Raw genomic sequence first — 16,309 nt, 5'->3', positions numbered from 1 at the left:
ATGACAAGTGAAATTTGATTTATGCCCGAAGCACACGCGTTGCGCGCTTGCCCCCCCCCTCTTTTCGTGGAAGGACGGGATTCGCATTCAAAGCAAGGAACTCGCATGGATAATCCCGTTGACCTGCTCCGAGCCAAGGAAGATTGGCTTGTCGAGCGCATTCTCTTCTATGCCCGGGAGCACGGTTATGCCGAATACACATCCACACTCCCCGAGGCGTGGCGAATCTCCATTGCCGGGTTGATCGACGCCCTGTCTCCGGCCTTTGAGGAAGGAGCGGCGTCCGGCATCGAGATCAAGGTGCATACTGACTGGAGTTCGGATCCTGTGGCAGGATTCGGGCTTCAGGCGGCCCGCAGGCATCGGGAGCGCGGTGTCGATCTCGGCATGTTTCTGGGGCTTTTCGTGTACTACAGGCAGGCATTTCTGGACTGCATCAGACAGTTCATGCCTCCTGGAGAAGAAAGGGACAGCCTCGAATATTCCATGCTTCGTCTTTTCGATCGCATGAACACGGCGTTCTGCTCCGAATGGGCGGGGCACGGGGAGCAGGTTTCCAACGCCCGCTTGGCCGCAAGCCTGCGGAAAATGACTAACGAGAAGAATCGCTATCTGACTTTTTTCGAAAGTCTCGTTCATCCGGTCATCTTTGTTTCGCACGATGGAACCATCGAGAACCTGAATCGCGCCGCCGCCAGATTGCTCGACGAAAACGCGGTGCATGGTCGGGATTACTACGCCTGCCGCACCAAAGGAGCGATGGCGAGCCTTTGCGGGGAGGCGGCCGTGAAGGCTTTTCCCTGGCTTGCTGACGCATTGAGTCCAGAAGAAACGGAACCGGGCTACGCGAAGGAGCGCCTGGTCGCTTTTCCGGTTTCCGGTGGTGAACGGCTCTTCCAAGCCTGGACGTGCAAGGTGCCCAGCGTGTCCGGACAATTCGCGGGTACTTCGATTTTTCTTCAGGATGTGACGGAGTCCTTGAGAGATCAGGAAATGATCCTGAAAGCCAAGGAGGAACTCGAACGCACCTTCGACACAATTTCCGACTTGGTGTTTCTGGTCGACGACTCGGGCGTCATTCAACGGGCCAACAGGGCCCTGGCGGACAAACTGGGGCTGTTACCCGCGGACGTGGTCGGCAGGACGTGCCGGGAGATTTTGGGCTGCACCGAGTGCAGACTGCAAAACACGGGGCATTTGTCGCAGGAGATGTCCGTGACGTACCCCAATTTGCCGGGCAGATTCATGGTTCGCGGCAGCGAGTTGCTGGGCAGGGACGGCAAACGTATCGGCAGGGTTGTCGTATCCCGCGACGTGACCGCCTCGGACAGGATCCGAGACACCCTGGAGTCCATCGAGAGCAAGTACAAGAGCATTTTTGATCATGCGCCGGTGGGAATATTCCAGAGCACTCCCGAAGGCGTCTTCCTGAGCGTCAACGAGACCATGGCCGACATGTTCGGGTTTGGTTCGACCAACGATATGATCAGGTATTACATGGATATAGGTCGTCAGATGTATGCTGACCCGGCGGACCGGGGCGCACTGATCGCAGAAGGCCTTGAGCGGCATATCGTCCCCGCCAGGGACGTGAACCTGGTTCGACCGGACGGATCGACATTCTGGGGCCGGCTGCGTGGGCGTCTGGTGCGTGATGCGCAGAACAGGGTCATGTATTTCGAGGGGTTCGTCGAGGATGTCACCGGCCGTCGAAGCGCCGGGGAAAGCCTGGCGCGCAGCGAGCAGCTTTTTCGAAGTCTGGCCGAGAATATGAGCCAGGGGCTGGTGCATGTGGATTTGGCGGGCACTGTCGAATACTGCAACGATCATTTCTGCGACCTCGTGCGGCAGAGCAGGGATATGCTCATGGGCATGCCCATAACGCCTCTGGTGCATGAAGAGGACAAGGCGCTTTTTGGCTCGATATTCGGCCAGCAGGCCTGTTTCCTGCCGGGGTCCCGGTTCGATCTGCGCCTGCAGGTCCACCGGGACATCCGTTTTGTTCTGGTCACGCCTGTGGCGCAACGTTCAGGGGGTAGCCATCCGCAGGGCTACTGGCTTTTGTTTCTGGACATCACCGAGCGCAGGATGCTCGAATCCCAGCTTCTCCAGACGCAAAAGCTGGAGGCCATAGGTCAGTTGGCTGCCGGGATCGCCCACGAAATCAACACGCCGACCCAATATGTCATGAACAACATGTGGTTCATCAAGGAGGGGGTTGAAAATCTGAAATTGGCCCTCGAAGCCTGCCGGACTCTGATCACGGGAAGCGAGGCTCGGGAGATATTGACGGTCAGGGAGACTGATCTGCAAATTCCCTTTTATCTGGAAGAACTTCCACCGGCGATTTCCGAGACGCTGCAGGGCTTGGACCGGATCTCCGCCACCGTCAATTCGGTCAAACAGTTCGCGCATCCCGGCCACGACCAGCATCAGGAGGTCGATTTGAACGAACTGATCGATAAAACGGTGACTCTGTCCCGCAACGAGTGGAAATACGTGGCCGAAATGGCTGTCGACCTCGATCCGAATCTGCCCCGCGTTGTCTGCTCTTCCCAGGCCATAGGCCAGGTGCTCTTAAACCTGGTGGTCAATGCCGTGCACGCGGTCATGGATGTATCCAGGGACGCGAACCGGTTGGGCAAGATCACGATCGGTACGAGAAACATGAAAGACCGGGTGGAGATTCGGGTCATGGATAACGGAACGGGTATTCCACTGCATGCCAGGGCTCATATTTTTGAACCCTTCTTCACGACCAAGCTCGTGGGCAAAGGGACCGGACAGGGCCTGTTCATCGCCCATCGCGTGGTGGTCAAGGAGCATGGCGGCGATATCGGCTTTGAGACCGAAACCGGCAAGGGAACAACGATCATCATCTCCCTGCCCGTCGATGGCGGGGGCGAAGGTGTGCGCTATGAATAAGCTCAAAGTGCTCTTCGTTGATGACGACATCCATGTGCAGCAGAGTCTGAGGCGCATCGTCATGGCCAGAAAGTTGCCCATCGAGCTTCTGTTGACGACTTCCGCCAGTGAGGCGGATCGGATTCTCTCCTCCATGGCCTGCGACGTCATCGTGACCGACGCCAGACTGTCCGACATGGGTGGCAAGGAACTGTTGACGCACGTCAGGGAGCGCTGGCCCATGACCATGCGTATCCTGATGACGTCCGAAGCCGAGGATGGCGTTGTTTCAAGTCTTCTCGTCGCCGCGCATCAGCTGCTGAACAAGCCGGTCGGTCCGACGGAACTCCTTGAGGCGGTCCAATCGGCTTCGCGGCTGCGCTTTTTGCTCATGAACGAGCGTTTACGAACGGTCGTGCACCGCATGGAACATCTGCCCGTGGTGCCAAATGTCTATCGGGAACTGACCCGGGCGCTACGCGATGAAAACACGTCGAACCTGACCCTGGCTAAAATCCTTTCCCAGGACATGAGCCTGACGACGGGTATCCTGAAGCTCATCAATACTCCGTATTTCGGTCTTTCCCGCAGGGTGAGCGACATGCTTCAGGCCGTGGGCATACTCGGCGTGAATCTGATCAGGGGACTGGTGATCGCGGATCGAGTTTTCAAGACTCTGGATCCGGACATGTACCCCGGATTTGATACCGAGAAGCTCTGGACCCACTGTCTCGACGTGGCGCGTTGCTGCCGGGCGGTGACGCGGAGCGACGGGGCGAATGGCAGGGCGGTCGAGGACGCGTTTCTGTGCGGTCTCCTGCATGACGTGGGCAAGATCGTTCTGGCCGAAGGGTGTCCGGGAGAGTTTGTGCGGATCCTGCTTCTGGCTCAGGCGCGGAATATTCCCTTGGCGGACATCGAGGCGGAAGAGCTGGGGGTGACCCACGCGGAGATCGGCGCGTATCTGTTGGGGTTGTGGGGATTTTCCGAGGATGTCGTCATCGCCATCGCCCAGCACCATGGAAGCAGACAGGGACCTGCCTTGTCGCATCTTTCCTCCGTTGTGCACATGGTGGACGTGGAAATGCACAACCGGTACGTGCGGCAGAGCGGACACGCTCCGCATTCATTTGCGTCAGCACTTCTTGATGTGGAAGACGGAGAGATGACGCTCGCGAAATGGAAGGCCGCGATGGTGACCGAACTCGAATCTCCGAACTGACATGACTCGTGGAACATGGCTCCGTGGACGAGGCTCCCTTGGGCACAAGGGACCACGATGTATCGAGACAATCAACGGTGAGGGCTCATGAGCGAACGGATTCTTTTTGTCGACGATGAAAAATTCGTGCTTGAGACGTTTCGGCGCAACTTGCGCAATCGTTTCGAGATCGAGACCGCCGGAAGCGGCCTGGACGCCTTTCGGCTCATGGAGTCGAGCGGGCCTTTCGCCGTTGTTGTTTCGGACCTGAAGATGCCTGTCATGGATGGGGTGGAGTTTCTGGGCGTCATCAAGAATCGCTGGCCGGATACGGTCCGCGTCATGCTGACCGGCCACGCCGACCTCGATACGGCCATCTCGGCCGTGAACAAGGGAGCGATCTTCCGGTTGCTGACCAAGCCTTGCGCGCCGGATGCCCTGCTTGCGGCGGTGAACGACGGCGTGCAGCAGTACCGGCTCATAATGTCCGAGAGACAGCTTCTGCACGGCACCCTGCGCGGATGCATCCAGGTCTTGTCGGAACTTCTCGCGCTGGTCAGTCCCAAGGCCTTCGGGCGTGCAGAGAAGGCCAAACCCTTGGTCGCGGGCATTGTCCAGGTTCTCGGCCTGGAGGGGAGCTGGAAATACGAACTGGCGGCCATGCTCAGTCAGATCGGGTGCATATCCCTGCCCATGGATATTCTCGAACGGAAAATTTCCGGTGAGGATCTGTCGGAGGACGAGCAGGAAATATTTCTGATGCATCCGGACATCGCCGGCAATCTGTTGCGGCACGTTCCCCGCCTGGAGAGCGTGGTCGAGATGATCTCGGAGCAGGAGCTGGTATTGGGTAAAAATCCTTGCGCAGGCGCAAGGATACTCAAGGCAGCGCTGGATTTCGCGGATCTCGACAATCTCGGAATTCCCGCCGCTGGAGCGTTGCAGCGCATGCGGGAGATGCCGGACGTGTACGACGTGCGGGTCTTGTCCGCCTTGGCGGAAGTCATGGAAAGGCGGCAGCAAAGCGAGATCCGCAGTGTCCTGATCGACGATCTGCGCGAGGGCATGCTGCTGATGGATCCGGTGTTGAGCGGAAAAGGCTCGGTCCTGATGGACAGGGGGCAGAGCATCACCGTGGCAGGGCTGGAACTGATCCGAAATTTCGGAACCATCCTGGGGGTCAAGGAGCCGCTCTACGTGCTGGCCAGGAAAGAACAGAAACAGGAGCCGGAACAGTAGGCAGCGTCCGGCATCCGGCATCCGGCATCCGACATTTATTTTTTTGGCCCTGGCGCACGGATTTCGTGCGCGACTCCTCAGCCGACGAATCCTTGGGCAACCTTTGCGAGTTCCGACTGCAAATCTTTCATGGTCACCGGTTTGGAGAGATAGCCGCTCATTCCGGCATCAAGGAATTTGTCCTTGTCCCCGCGCATGGCAAAGGCGGTCATGGCGATGATGGGAATGTCTTTTCTCGATGCCTGGCTTGTCTTCGCGCGGATAGCCCTGGTTGCCGCGACCCCGTCCATGACGGGCATTTGGATGTCCATGAGGATCAGGTCGAACCCCTGCTTTTCGAGCAGATCGAGGACCTCCTGGCCGTTCACCGCCAAGGAAACCTCGTGGCCGCTTTTTTCCAGGAGTGTCTTGGTGGCGAAGGCGTTGGCCCAGTCGTCTTCGGCCAGCAGGATGCGCATCCCACGCATAGGTTTGTCCTGACCGGAATTCTCCCGGTCTCGGGCGTTTAGGAGTGCCGGTGGCAGTTTCAGGGGCAGGATGACATGCACGCTGGTTCCCTCGTCCGGCACGCTGTCCATGATGATGTGGCCGTCCATGAGTTCAACGAGCCTGCGCACGATGGACAGGCCGAGTCCCGCGCCCTGGTATTTCCGGGTGTAGGACGTTTCGACCTGGGAGAAGGGCTGGAACAGCTCGTCCAACCGCTCGGTCGGAATTCCGATTCCAGTGTCGATCACGCTCATGAGCACGAGCGGTTGCCCGTTCTCGAACCGTAGCGGCGTCATCTCCAGTGTTACCGAACCTGTATTGGTAAATTTCACCGCATTGCCGATCAGATTGAAGAGGATCTGACGCAGCCGCGATTCGTCCCCTAGCATCCTTGGGGGCAGTGCGGGGTCCAGGGAACTCTCAAGTTTGATGCCTTTCTCCCTGGATGCGACCAGGAAAAGTTCGAATACGGACTCGCACAGCTCCCTGGCCCCGAACTCCTCCTCGCGCAGGACCATCCTGCCGGATTCGATGCGGGAGAGGTCGAGAAGGTCTGTCAGAAGTCGGGCAAGACGGTCCGAGGACGTCATGGCCATGGAGACGTATTTGGCTTGTTCCGGGTTCAGCGGCGTCATCTCCAGGACTTGCATCATGGCCATGATGCCGTTCAGCGGTGTGCGGATTTCGTGGCTCATGTTGGCCAGGAACGAACTTTTGGCATTGTTGGCTGCTTCGGCGTCTTCCTTGGCCTGGATAAGGGCCTGTTCGTTGTGCTTGCGTTCGGTGATGTCGTAGCAATGGCCAATGTAGCCGATGAACGCTCCCGCACTGTCGTGGCGCGGGTTGCCGAGATCGAGAATCCAGCGGTAGGAACCGTCGGCATGACGCAGCCGGTACTCGATCTCGAACGCTTCACGGAGGTTGAATTTCGCAAGGTAGAAGTTCTGGCAGCGGTCAAAGTCGTCCGGGTGTACACCTTCCGCCCAACCATGCCCAAGCTCCTGTTCCAGGTTGCGGCCCGTGAAATCCAGCCAGGCGTCGTTGAAATAGTCGCAGAGCATGTCCGGGCCCGATGTCCAGATAAGGGCCGTTCCGGCGTTGGCCAAGGTGCGGAAGTGGTGTTCGCTCTCCCGCAGGGCTGTTTCCGCCCGCTTGCGTTCGGTGATGTCGCGGGCTGCGGCGATAATCCTTTTCCGACCGCCGATGATCGAGTGCCTGAGCGTGATCTCGACCGGAAAAACAGTGCCGTCGTGTCGCTTGGCCTGCCAGTCGAACTGGAGGCGCTCCCCATGAAACGCCGCGACGATTCTCTTTTGGGCCTCCGCTTCGGTGAATGGTTCCTCGTTTGAACTCAAGTCTCCTATGTTTCCCGCCAGTACTGCCTCCTTGGAATGGTAACCGTACATAGTGAGCATGGCATCGTTTACGTCGAGAAGCCTGCCGGTGTCCGCTTCGCTGATGAAAATGGCTTCGGATGTTGCGTTGAAGATCTCTCTGTAGCGCTGTTCGCTCTCCCGCAGTGAAATTTCGGCCTTCTTCATCTCCGTGACGTCCTGAATGACACCGGTGATTTTCACGACCTGGCCGTCTTCCACCACGGGCCTGCCCACGGTTCTGACCCATTTTTTATTCCCGGCGGCGGTCAGCATCTCCAGTTCCAGATCATACGGAAGCGCCAGGTCCACGGCGTCCTGCACCGCACTCGCTATTTTTTCCCTGGATGTTTCGATGTAGAAGCTCAGCCCCTGCTCGACGCTCACCTTTTCAGAGGATGCCAGGTCGTGGATTCTTGCCACCTGGCTTGTCCAAGTGCCTTGCAGGGTCTTCACATTGAACTCCCATCCCCCAAGTCCGGCAATTTCTCCAGCCTGCTCCAGCAATTCGCTTGCCCGTTGGATCTCCTGCTGCGATTCCATCTGCTCCGAGATGTCCGTAATGACCCCATCCCAGATGATCCGGCCGTCGGCCAGACGGCGGGGCCGCGAGCTGATCTGGAACCAACGCCAGACACCATCGGCGCGGCGCATGGAGAGTTTCATGACAAAATCCGAGAGGTCCTTGATACTGGCGACCTGGTTGGCTTTCATCTCTTGAAACTGGGCTGGAGACACTTGGTTATACAGAAGACGTCCATCTCGCATCACGTCTTCCGCGCTGAGTCCGTGGAGGCGTTCGATGCCTGCGCTGAGGAAAAGAAAACGGGGCGTGCCGTCCGGCTCCAATGTGAATTGGTACACATAGCTGTCGGGAAGGTTGTCGCACACAAGACGAAATCTGTCTTCGCTCTCTGCGAGACGATTGAGAAGCTCCTCATGACTGGCCGAGTGAAGGCGAATGAGTGTCATCAGGAGGGCCGCCGAGACGAATACGAACCCCCATCCCTTGTAAATGGACCACCGAACTACCGTTGGTGCATCAAGATCAATTACGGCAAGAATACTGTCAGAGATAAGAATCCAAAGACACGCGAAAATAAAATATGGAAGCACGATGCCAAATATGCTTTTTGAAAATATTGTTTCTTTGCGCACGTAAAGTCCCGCTCATGCATTTATATTATTGTTAACACCCTTGATCGGTGCCAGGTCGGTATAATTTTTTGAGTCAGAAGTGATTCACTGCGTTTACAAGCGTCACCGTAAGAAGTCATCGTTCCCGCCATTGCCCGCCTACCCATGCCGGGCACTCGTTCGCGGTAATGCCACCCAGGTTCATTCGCGATTTTTTGCAGTGTCATCATTACAGAGCCACCGTGCCAGCGCCGTTTTGGTCGTTCGCGCTCCTTTTCCGTTCGGCAATGGCATGGAGGCCTCTCAGCCGCCGCTTGTCTGCTCGGCGAGCTTGCTGTCACGATGACTTGCCGGAAAAGTTCGAACTGTTCAATCTTCGAGAAATGTTACCTCTTGCAACACCTCTCGCTTTTCCCAGACGCCCAAGGCCAAACCTTGGCTGGCTGATTCCGGCTTGACACGAAAGAATATGTCGAGCAAAAGGCTTTTGAATTCACGAATTATATTTCGCGAATTGCATGGCGCCTAGTCCTTCTCCCAGACATCAAACTTTACACAACCCTCACGGAAGATTGCTCATGACCAACACCCCTCAAGCGTCCTCCTGGACATTTTTGACCAATCACACACACGTAATGTTCTGCCTGTCCCGGGATCCGGGCATGCGCATGAAGGACATCGCCGGCGAGGTCGGCATCACGGAGCGGGCCGTCCAGCACATCGTCGCCGATTTGCGCGCCGCCGGTTATCTGGTCGGGGAGCGCGAAGGCCGACGGGTCAGATACACCATCCTTCGCGACCAGCGCCTGCGGCATCCCCTGGAAAGCGGATGCTGTATCGGCGACGTCCTCGAAGTTCTGGAACGTTTGACGGGTGCTGCACGATGAAATGGGTTGTTCTTTGCGCTGGTTGTCTGACCCAGATGATACTTGGTGGCATTTACGCATGGAGTGAGTTCGTTCCACTGCTGACAGCGGAATATGGATTAACATCAAGCCAGTGTGGGATCATTTTCGGCGCCACCATTGCAGTCTTCACCTGTGTCATGATTCCCGCAGGGCGTTTTCTGCAGCGTCGCGGGGCGCGTTTGACCGCGATGGTCGGCGCGCTACTTTTTTCGGCAGGCTACCTTATGGCGTCGTTGTCGCAAGGAAACTTCTTTTTGCTGTTCTTTAGTCTCAGCGTGGTCACGGGAGCCGGAATCGGCTTTGGATACATCTGCCCTCTGACGGTCTCCATGAAATGGTTTCCGGATAAAAAGGGGCTCGTGACCGGAGTCTCGGTCGCCGGCTTCGGGGCAGGGGCCATCCTCCTGAGCGTCGTGGCCGAGCATCTGCTTGTGACCCGCGCCATGGACGTGATGCATGTGTTTCGTTTTATCGGCCTTGGCTCCGGCGCCATCGCGATATGCAGCGCCCTGCTCATGCGCGAGCCGCCCTCGGACGAACACGCCAAAAGCCTTCAGGGCAGCGCCCGGACGGCCCTGCCCATGAGCTTGCTGACTTCGCGCAATTTCCTGCTCCTGTGCCTTGGCATGTTCTGTGGAACCTTCGCCGGGTTGCTGGTGGTGGGCAACCTCAAGCCCATCGCCTTGTCCCTGGGCCTTGAGAGCTCGGCTGCCACTCTGGCCATATCGGTCTTCGCTCTGGGCAATGCCATGGGCCGGATCGGCTGGGGACAGGTTCACGATCGGGCTGGTTCACGCCTGACCATCTTTCTTTTTCAGGCGTTCCTGGGGCTGAGCATGCTGCTCTTCTTGCTGCCGCCCGCGCCCGCGCTTGTGCTGGCCGCCGTGCTGTTTACGGGAATCGGGTTTGGAGGATGCTTCGTCGTCTATGCAGCCTCCATCGTGGAGCAACTCGGCATAGAGCTGTTCCCCCGCCTTTATCCCATTTGCTTTCTCTGGTACGGACTGGCTGCGCTCATCGGACCGCCCTTGGGCGGTATCATGGCCGACGCCACCGGATCATACGGGGTCTCCATCACCGTGAGTGCGTTGCTCGTCCTGACCACGGCGCCCCTGAGCTGGGTATTGTTCCAGCGCAAACAGATCGCAAGAAGTGTAATGGATTACAGAGGGCCGTTGTGCAATCGCTTTGGTTCATGCGAATGAGGGCAGCTCTTGATCTGGAGTAGGTGCGACGCAACGCCTTTTTCAATGCGAAACCGATACGGATTCGAGCTCTGAGTCTGATTTTTCGAGAATAGTCACTTCATCTTATGTGGAGGTTTTCAATGAGTATCATGAATCTTCTTGATCAAATGCTTCAGTCGGGTCAGGGGGCATTGCAGAATGCCGGGAACCGGGCAAATGCCACAGCCGGGGGAAATCCGCTGGGCGCCTTGCTCACGGGAGCGGGAGGCGGCGCTTTGGCCGCAGGCACGATCGGGGTGCTCATGGGCAGCAAAAAGGCGCGCAAGATGGGTGGTACGGCACTCAAGTACGGTGGCTTGGCGGCGCTTGGTCTTGTGGCCTACAAGGCTTTCAGCACCTGGCAGCAGAACAGCGCCTCCGCGCCTCAAGTGTCGCAACCCCGGACCGTGGACAGGGTTCCTGCCCTGGAAGCCGAATTCCACGGAAAGGCGGTTCTGCGCGCGATCATCGCGGCTGCAAAGGCGGACGGCCATATCGACGATCGTGAGCGGCAGTTGATCGACCAGAGTATCGCGCAGTTGACCAGCGACCAGGAATTGCAGGCCTGGGTAGACCAGGAATTGCGCAAGCCCATGGATCCCGCAGAAGTCGCGACCTCGGCCACGACTCCGGAGATTGCCGCTGAAATGTATCTGGCCAGCCTCTTGATGGTGGACGAGGAAAATTTCATGGAGCGTGCCTATCTGGACGAACTGGCTCGCCAGATGAATCTGGATCCGTCCTTCAAGATGGAGCTGGAACATCAGGCCAGACAGGCGCAACTGTGATTTGATGCGTTTGCGCATCCCTGACAGGCAAGCCGCTGGAATGTAGAATTTTCAGCGGCTTGTCTGTTTTGAGCAAGGCTTCGGTCCCAGGGATCAGGAATGGCAAGAATTGATTGGTCTGATGCGGGCCCGGTAAGGTCAATTGATTCGCCAGGAGGCGGTGACTTCCAGCGCCCTTATCAGCTCCGTCAGCATCTGATTGACAGGAGTGGGGATGCCGGTCTTGGCTCCCTCGCGGACCACCGCGCCGTTGATGACGTCGATTTCGGTAGGCCGTCCCGCGAGGATGTCCTGGAGCATTGAGGACTGGTTGCCGCTGGTCATTGCGCAAACCCTTCGGACCTTCTCCAGCGGCGCGTCGTTCGGCAGTCTTACGCCCATGGCCCGGGCCACGGTCACGGCTTCGTCCACGGCCTTGGTCATGAGGCATTCGCATTCCGGGATCTCGGCCAAGGTGCCGTTTGGGACCCGCAGCAGCGCGGTCAGGGCGTTGATGCCCACGTTGACGATGAGCTTGGACCAGAGCAGGGCCGCGACGTCTTCGGTGACGGTGGTGGCGATGCCTGCCTGGTTGAACAGGGCGGCGACGGCGGCGATTTTTTTATCCTGTCCGGGCCCTGCGCCCAGCACCGTGGGGCCGCTTCCTGCATGGCGTATCTGCCCGGGGCCGAGCAGGGTGGCCGCCTGGGCGGTGATTCCGGCGGCGGCGCGGGAGACGCCGACAGCGGCCTGGATGAGTTCGAGGTTGCCGAGCCCGTTCTGTAAGGTGAGCACCAAGCCGTCTTCGGCGAGCAGTCGGTTTGCGGTTTCGGCGGCTTGGCCGGTCGAGCGGGCCTTGGTGCAAATGAGGATCAGGTCGGCGCGACGGCCGTACCGGTCTGGATCGGTCAGTGCACAGGCCGAAGTGCGGCGGACCTGGCCGTCCATGCAGTTGAGGGCCAGCCCGGCTTGATTGATGGCCTCGGCGTGCCCGGTATTGGTGGTGAACAGGGTTACAGGAACCAGCGGAGCGAGCAGGGTTGCGAACAATCCGCCCATGGCACCGGCGCCAATGATCAGTGTCTCCATCTTTTCTCCTGGTTGTCGGCATTGCCGCTGGGTGGTGCCGCGCGGGCAGACGCGGGAAAGTCCGAAAAATTATAAACCCTGCGCGAAAAGGTCAATTCGAATCCGTGATTTCTGTTCGTCCATCCGCTCAAAATTCAACAAAAATAGTGGCCGCCACGGACGGCGTGGATGCGCGGCCTTGGATCGCCTTTTTGGAAATGGTGAACTTTCAGATCGGTTCGTCATTTTTGGCATGGCCCGAAAGTGGCGGACATGAAGCAATTGTGCCAAGGTCTTGCTTCAGACCTCTTTTGGCTGGAGCAGACTGTCGTGTTTTGCCGCGAGCCTCGGAATTGGCCGTAAACGGAGAATTTGGCCGATATGCGCGCCAGGGGCATGGCGGGAAAAGCTTAATCCGTAATTTTGCAAGGAGTGGATTTTGATGCAGGAAAAAAAAGATGTCTATGTGCAGAAACTCAAAGCCAAAATTGACGAATGGAACGCCGAGATCGACCTGCTGGCCTCAAAGGCGAATCAGTCCAAGGCCGATCTGAAGATTGGCTACCTTGAACGCATCCAGGAACTCAAGGAAAAACGCAATGAGCTTGAAACGAAAGTGAAGACCTTGCAAGAGGCCGGCGGATCTGCCTGGGAGGAACTCAAAGATGGCCTGGAGGAGTCGCTTAAGGTCTGGAAGGACAGTTTTACCAAGGCCAAGGCGGCATTCGGGCAGGGGCTCAAGGAAGGCAAAGAGGACAAGGATTGATGCTGTCGCGGGCATGACGTTGCCCTTGGCGGATGGCTTGGACGGGATGGCCGGATTGGTCATGTCCGCGCGTCAATGCTCCCGGCGCGATGACTTCCGGGCCGTCTTCGGCCTTGATCATTTCTTGGGATCGACGAAGCGTTTGTCGGAGCGGACCCGGCCCGCTTCGTTCTGATGGCTTTCGGCCCAGCCTGAAATGGCTTCAGGGAAGGCGTCGAAGGTTTTGAAGTAGGGCTTGATGTCCAGAAGCGGTGTGCCGTCCAGGACATCCACATCGAGGATGTGCAGGACGTTGCCCTCAACGCGCTCAAGCCTCACGATGGACATGCCGATCTGGTTGGGGCGTCTTGGAGCGCGGGTGGAAAAGAGTCCGCGTTCGGCTGGTTCCATGAACGGGACGACGGTCAGGTCGAAACCCCGGCTCATGTGGAAGTGGTAGAGCAGATAGATGTGGGAAAATCCTTCCAGATCCGTCAGGCCGGGGGCCAGGGCTTCCTCCAGGACTATCCGACCTGCCACGTCGCGCGCGCCGCAAGGCTGGATGGGCATGTCGGCCCTGTCCGTGAAGGGGGAATTGATGACGCCGATGGGGCGTATGCGGATGTCATCCATGGGTAGCTCCGGTTTTGTTCGTGTCTCTTTGCCGCGAAAACGCGACGCATCGGCGAATCACGCGGAAAAGTTCGCCTTTCGTCCCGGCATCGCGAATTTCGTCATCGATCCCGATGTTCCATGTCTTTCAATTGATCAAAGCTGACATTGATCGGACGGCCGGGCTTTCCCAATTTTGGTCTTGTCCCTGCCCATATTGCGATTGCCGCTGCCATGACGAGGGTTATTGTGATAATGAGAGTCGTTTTCATACGAAAAATGTTAGCATGTGAAATATGGAACGATCAAGGAAAATACGTAAGGAAATTTACGTAGGGAATCTTTGATTATTCTCAGTATAAATACGGATATGCCCAGCAGTTCGCGGTGCTGGTCGTCCGACATGTTCGTGTTGGCCACGTGTTGGCCACGTGTTGGCCCCGATTTGGTCGGTTAAAATGACGCAGTATCATGGCCCCCTGTTTCAAAATTAGGCATGTTGCGCTGCTACGACCCAGAACCTCCGTAATTTTTGAAGTGGAATTGAGCGGCAACCGACACCCGCATCGGAACCGCTCAATCGTTATCTATCAGCTCCGATCCGAGATCGTGGGAGGCGCGATCTTGGCGGACGCATCTTTTTCTCCCAGGGGGATTTGGATGGTTTGCGTCGCCGGGGTTATCTTTTCTATGATTCGTGCGTGGTAGTCTTCCTCCTGCAAGCCTTTGTACAGGCTGTAGCACATGATCAACAAGACAAGTGTGAACGGCAGGCCGGTGGCGATGGACGCGCTTTGGAGCGCCACCAAGCCTCCACCCATGAGCAGCGCGGCGGCGCATACGCCTTCCATGACGGCCCAGAAAATGCGTTGCGGAATTGGAGAGTCGAGTTTGCCGCCGGAGGTGAGGTGGTCAACCACCAATGATCCCGAATCGGACGATGTCACGAAGAAGACTATTACAAGGGTGATGCCGATGAACGATGTGATTTTCGACAAGGGAAAATTCTCGAGCATCACGAAGAGCGCCGTCGAGACGTCCTTGCTGACTGCGCCGGCGATGTCGACATTCCCTGCAATCTGAAGCCACAGGGCCGAACCGCCAAAGGCGGACATCCACAAAAAAGAGAGAAGCGTTGGAAATATCATCACGCCGAGAATGAATTCGCGCACGGTCCGACCCTTTGAGATCCTGGCAATGAACATGCCCACGAAGGGCGACCACGATATCCACCAGCCCCAGTAAAAGATGGTCCAGGGATTTTGCCAGTTGCTCCCTTCGGCTCCGTAATATGTCTCCACCCAGAAACTGAGCTGGGGCAGGTTCTGGATGTAAAATCCGATGTTCTGCGTAAAGGCCTTGAGGATATAGACCGTCGGACCCACGGCACACAGGAAGATCATGAAGGCGCCTGCCAGGTACATGTTGCCGAGGCTGAGCAGTTTGACCCCCTTATCAAGCCCTGCCGTCACCGAGATGACCGCCAGAAAGGTGATCGCCCCGATCAGGATCACGGCGAATTCAACAGTGTTCGGCGAGTCGAAGAGATACGTAAGCCCCGTCGCGACCTGCTTCACGCCAAGGCCAAGAGACGTGGCCAGTCCGAAAAGCGTGGCCAGCACGGAGAGGATGTCGATGATGTTGCCCCAGAATCCATATATTTTTTCTCCCAGAAGCGGATAGAAAATGGACCGGATGGTGAGCGGAAGCCCCCGGTTGTAAGCAAAAAAGGCCAGCGAGAGGCCTACCAGCGCGTAGATGCCCCAAGGGTGAATTCCCCAGTGATAGTACGTGAGTCCCAGCGCGACCTGTGCCGACTGAGGGGTACTGGCCGGGACGTCGAACATGGGTGAAGGCGCCATGTAATGGAAGATGGGTTCGCCAACGCTCCAGAACATGAGGCCGATGCCCATGCCCGCGCTGATGAGCATGGAATACCAACTGAAGGTCGAGAATTCCGGCAAGGCATCCGGGCCGCCGATCCTGATTTTTCCGTAGTCGCTGGAGGCGATCAGGATCATGGTGATGACAAAGAAATTCGCCGCCAGAATGTAGAACCAGCCAAATGTATTGCCGATGCCGTCAAGCACGCTTTGAAACAAGACCGCCGACTGCTCCTTGAACATTATGGTCGTGACGATGAACGTCAGCAAAAGGATGCCCGCGCCGAAAAAGACATGGGGGTGAACGTCGAATCCGTAGCCGACCCAATTGCTTTCACCGGGTTTGTGGCCGAGCGAATCGTCGTAATAGGCTTTTGTCGGGATGATCTGGAGCCCGCGGAAAACCCGTCGTTCGTGGATGGCTTTCTGCTTTTGCTTTTCGTAGTGCTCGCGCGCCATTTCAATGGCTTTGCGCTCGTAGGTCGGCTCGCGTCTCTTTTTTTTCTTCTTTTTGGCCTTGTCCACGAATACCTCCACTGTTCGATTTCCGGGGGGGGTGATGACAGCATGAGCGAATCCAACATAGCATTATCGCACGGAAGCATCCAGAAAAAAGGATGTCCGGATGACTGATTCACTCCTTGAAACAAGTAAGAAGGCTGCCAGTTATGTCCGGGCCGAAGTCGCACCGTGCGAAACGGCATTTCCGGTTGAATTTTCCTGACAATCGCGGCAGATTCCGTATTGATTGAGGCTT

12 protein-coding genes are annotated in these 16,309 nt (G+C 57.3%); 8 read left to right on the top strand and 4 right to left on the bottom strand.

The genetic code is table 11. The annotated features are described in order from the left end of the window. Positions 1-105: 105 nt before the first annotated feature. From BMZ40_RS14945 to BMZ40_RS14935, 3 genes are all read left to right on the top strand, one after another. The gene (locus tag BMZ40_RS14945) at positions 106-2,925 is read left to right on the top strand and encodes a PAS domain-containing sensor histidine kinase (protein WP_177193206.1); all 2,820 of its coding nucleotides are present in this window, start codon (positions 106-108) and stop codon (positions 2,923-2,925) included. Next, positions 2,918-4,126, top strand: coding sequence for a response regulator (locus BMZ40_RS14940; RefSeq protein WP_177193205.1), 1,209 nt, complete (start codon positions 2,918-2,920; stop codon positions 4,124-4,126). Before BMZ40_RS14945 ends, BMZ40_RS14940 begins: the two co-directional genes overlap by 8 nt. Before the next feature lie 87 nt (positions 4,127-4,213). After that, a complete protein-coding gene (locus BMZ40_RS14935) occupies positions 4,214-5,344 on the top strand; it encodes a response regulator (protein ID WP_092377576.1) in 1,131 nt (376 codons plus the stop codon). Between the two features lie 77 nt (positions 5,345-5,421). On the opposite strand, the gene BMZ40_RS14930 is transcribed toward BMZ40_RS14935, so the two are convergent. Continuing rightward, positions 5,422-8,178: a PAS domain-containing hybrid sensor histidine kinase/response regulator gene (locus BMZ40_RS14930; RefSeq protein ID WP_092377572.1), complete on the bottom strand. Its 2,757-nt coding sequence runs from the start codon at positions 8,176-8,178 to the stop codon at positions 5,422-5,424. A gap of 743 nt (positions 8,179-8,921) precedes the next feature. Between BMZ40_RS14930 and BMZ40_RS14925 the strand changes: the two genes are divergently transcribed. The 3 genes from BMZ40_RS14925 to BMZ40_RS14915 all read left to right on the top strand — a co-directional run bounded on the left by BMZ40_RS14925 (position 8,922) and on the right by BMZ40_RS14915 (position 11,265). After that, positions 8,922-9,230 carry a winged helix-turn-helix domain-containing protein gene (locus tag BMZ40_RS14925; RefSeq protein ID WP_092377568.1) on the top strand — a complete coding sequence of 103 codons (309 nt, stop codon included), beginning with the start codon at positions 8,922-8,924 and terminating at the stop codon, positions 9,228-9,230. Continuing rightward, entirely contained in the window at positions 9,173-10,456 is a 1,284-nt protein-coding gene (locus BMZ40_RS14920) for an MFS transporter (RefSeq protein WP_092377564.1), read from the top strand. The genes BMZ40_RS14925 and BMZ40_RS14920 overlap by 58 nt, the downstream gene beginning before the upstream one ends. Positions 10,457-10,578: 122 nt before the next feature. Beyond that, positions 10,579-11,265: a tellurite resistance TerB family protein gene (locus BMZ40_RS14915; RefSeq protein ID WP_092377561.1), complete on the top strand. Its 687-nt coding sequence runs from the start codon at positions 10,579-10,581 to the stop codon at positions 11,263-11,265. A gap of 138 nt (positions 11,266-11,403) precedes the next feature. Here the strand turns inward: BMZ40_RS14915 and BMZ40_RS14910 are convergent, their stop codons facing one another. Beyond that, entirely contained in the window at positions 11,404-12,333 is a 930-nt protein-coding gene (locus BMZ40_RS14910) for a ketopantoate reductase family protein (RefSeq protein WP_092377558.1), read from the bottom strand. A gap of 421 nt (positions 12,334-12,754) precedes the next feature. Between BMZ40_RS14910 and BMZ40_RS14905 the strand changes: the two genes are divergently transcribed. After that, a complete protein-coding gene (locus tag BMZ40_RS14905; protein WP_092377555.1) occupies positions 12,755-13,078 on the top strand; it encodes a sll1863 family stress response protein in 324 nt (107 codons plus the stop codon). 117 nt (positions 13,079-13,195) lie between these two features. On the opposite strand, the gene tsaA is transcribed toward BMZ40_RS14905, so the two are convergent. Then, positions 13,196-13,690 carry a tRNA (N6-threonylcarbamoyladenosine(37)-N6)-methyltransferase TrmO gene (gene tsaA, locus BMZ40_RS14900; protein ID WP_092377552.1) on the bottom strand — a complete coding sequence of 165 codons (495 nt, stop codon included), beginning with the start codon at positions 13,688-13,690 and terminating at the stop codon, positions 13,196-13,198. Here tsaA and BMZ40_RS19675 point away from each other — a divergent pair. After that, positions 13,689-13,835 (top strand): hypothetical protein, encoded by a 147-nt coding sequence (locus BMZ40_RS19675; RefSeq protein ID WP_177193203.1) that lies wholly within the window; start codon positions 13,689-13,691, stop codon positions 13,833-13,835. The genes tsaA and BMZ40_RS19675 overlap by 2 nt on opposite strands. A gap of 424 nt (positions 13,836-14,259) precedes the next feature. Here the strand turns inward: BMZ40_RS19675 and BMZ40_RS14895 are convergent, their stop codons facing one another. Continuing rightward, the gene (locus BMZ40_RS14895) at positions 14,260-16,077 is read right to left on the bottom strand and encodes a BCCT family transporter (protein WP_092377549.1); all 1,818 of its coding nucleotides are present in this window, start codon (positions 16,075-16,077) and stop codon (positions 14,260-14,262) included. Positions 16,078-16,309: the final 232 nt, after the last annotated feature.

Source organism: Desulfomicrobium apsheronum, assembly GCF_900114115.1.
GTDB classification, from domain to species: domain Bacteria; phylum Desulfobacterota; class Desulfovibrionia; order Desulfovibrionales; family Desulfomicrobiaceae; genus Desulfomicrobium; species Desulfomicrobium apsheronum.
This window is presented reverse-complemented; position numbering and strand designations above follow the sequence as displayed.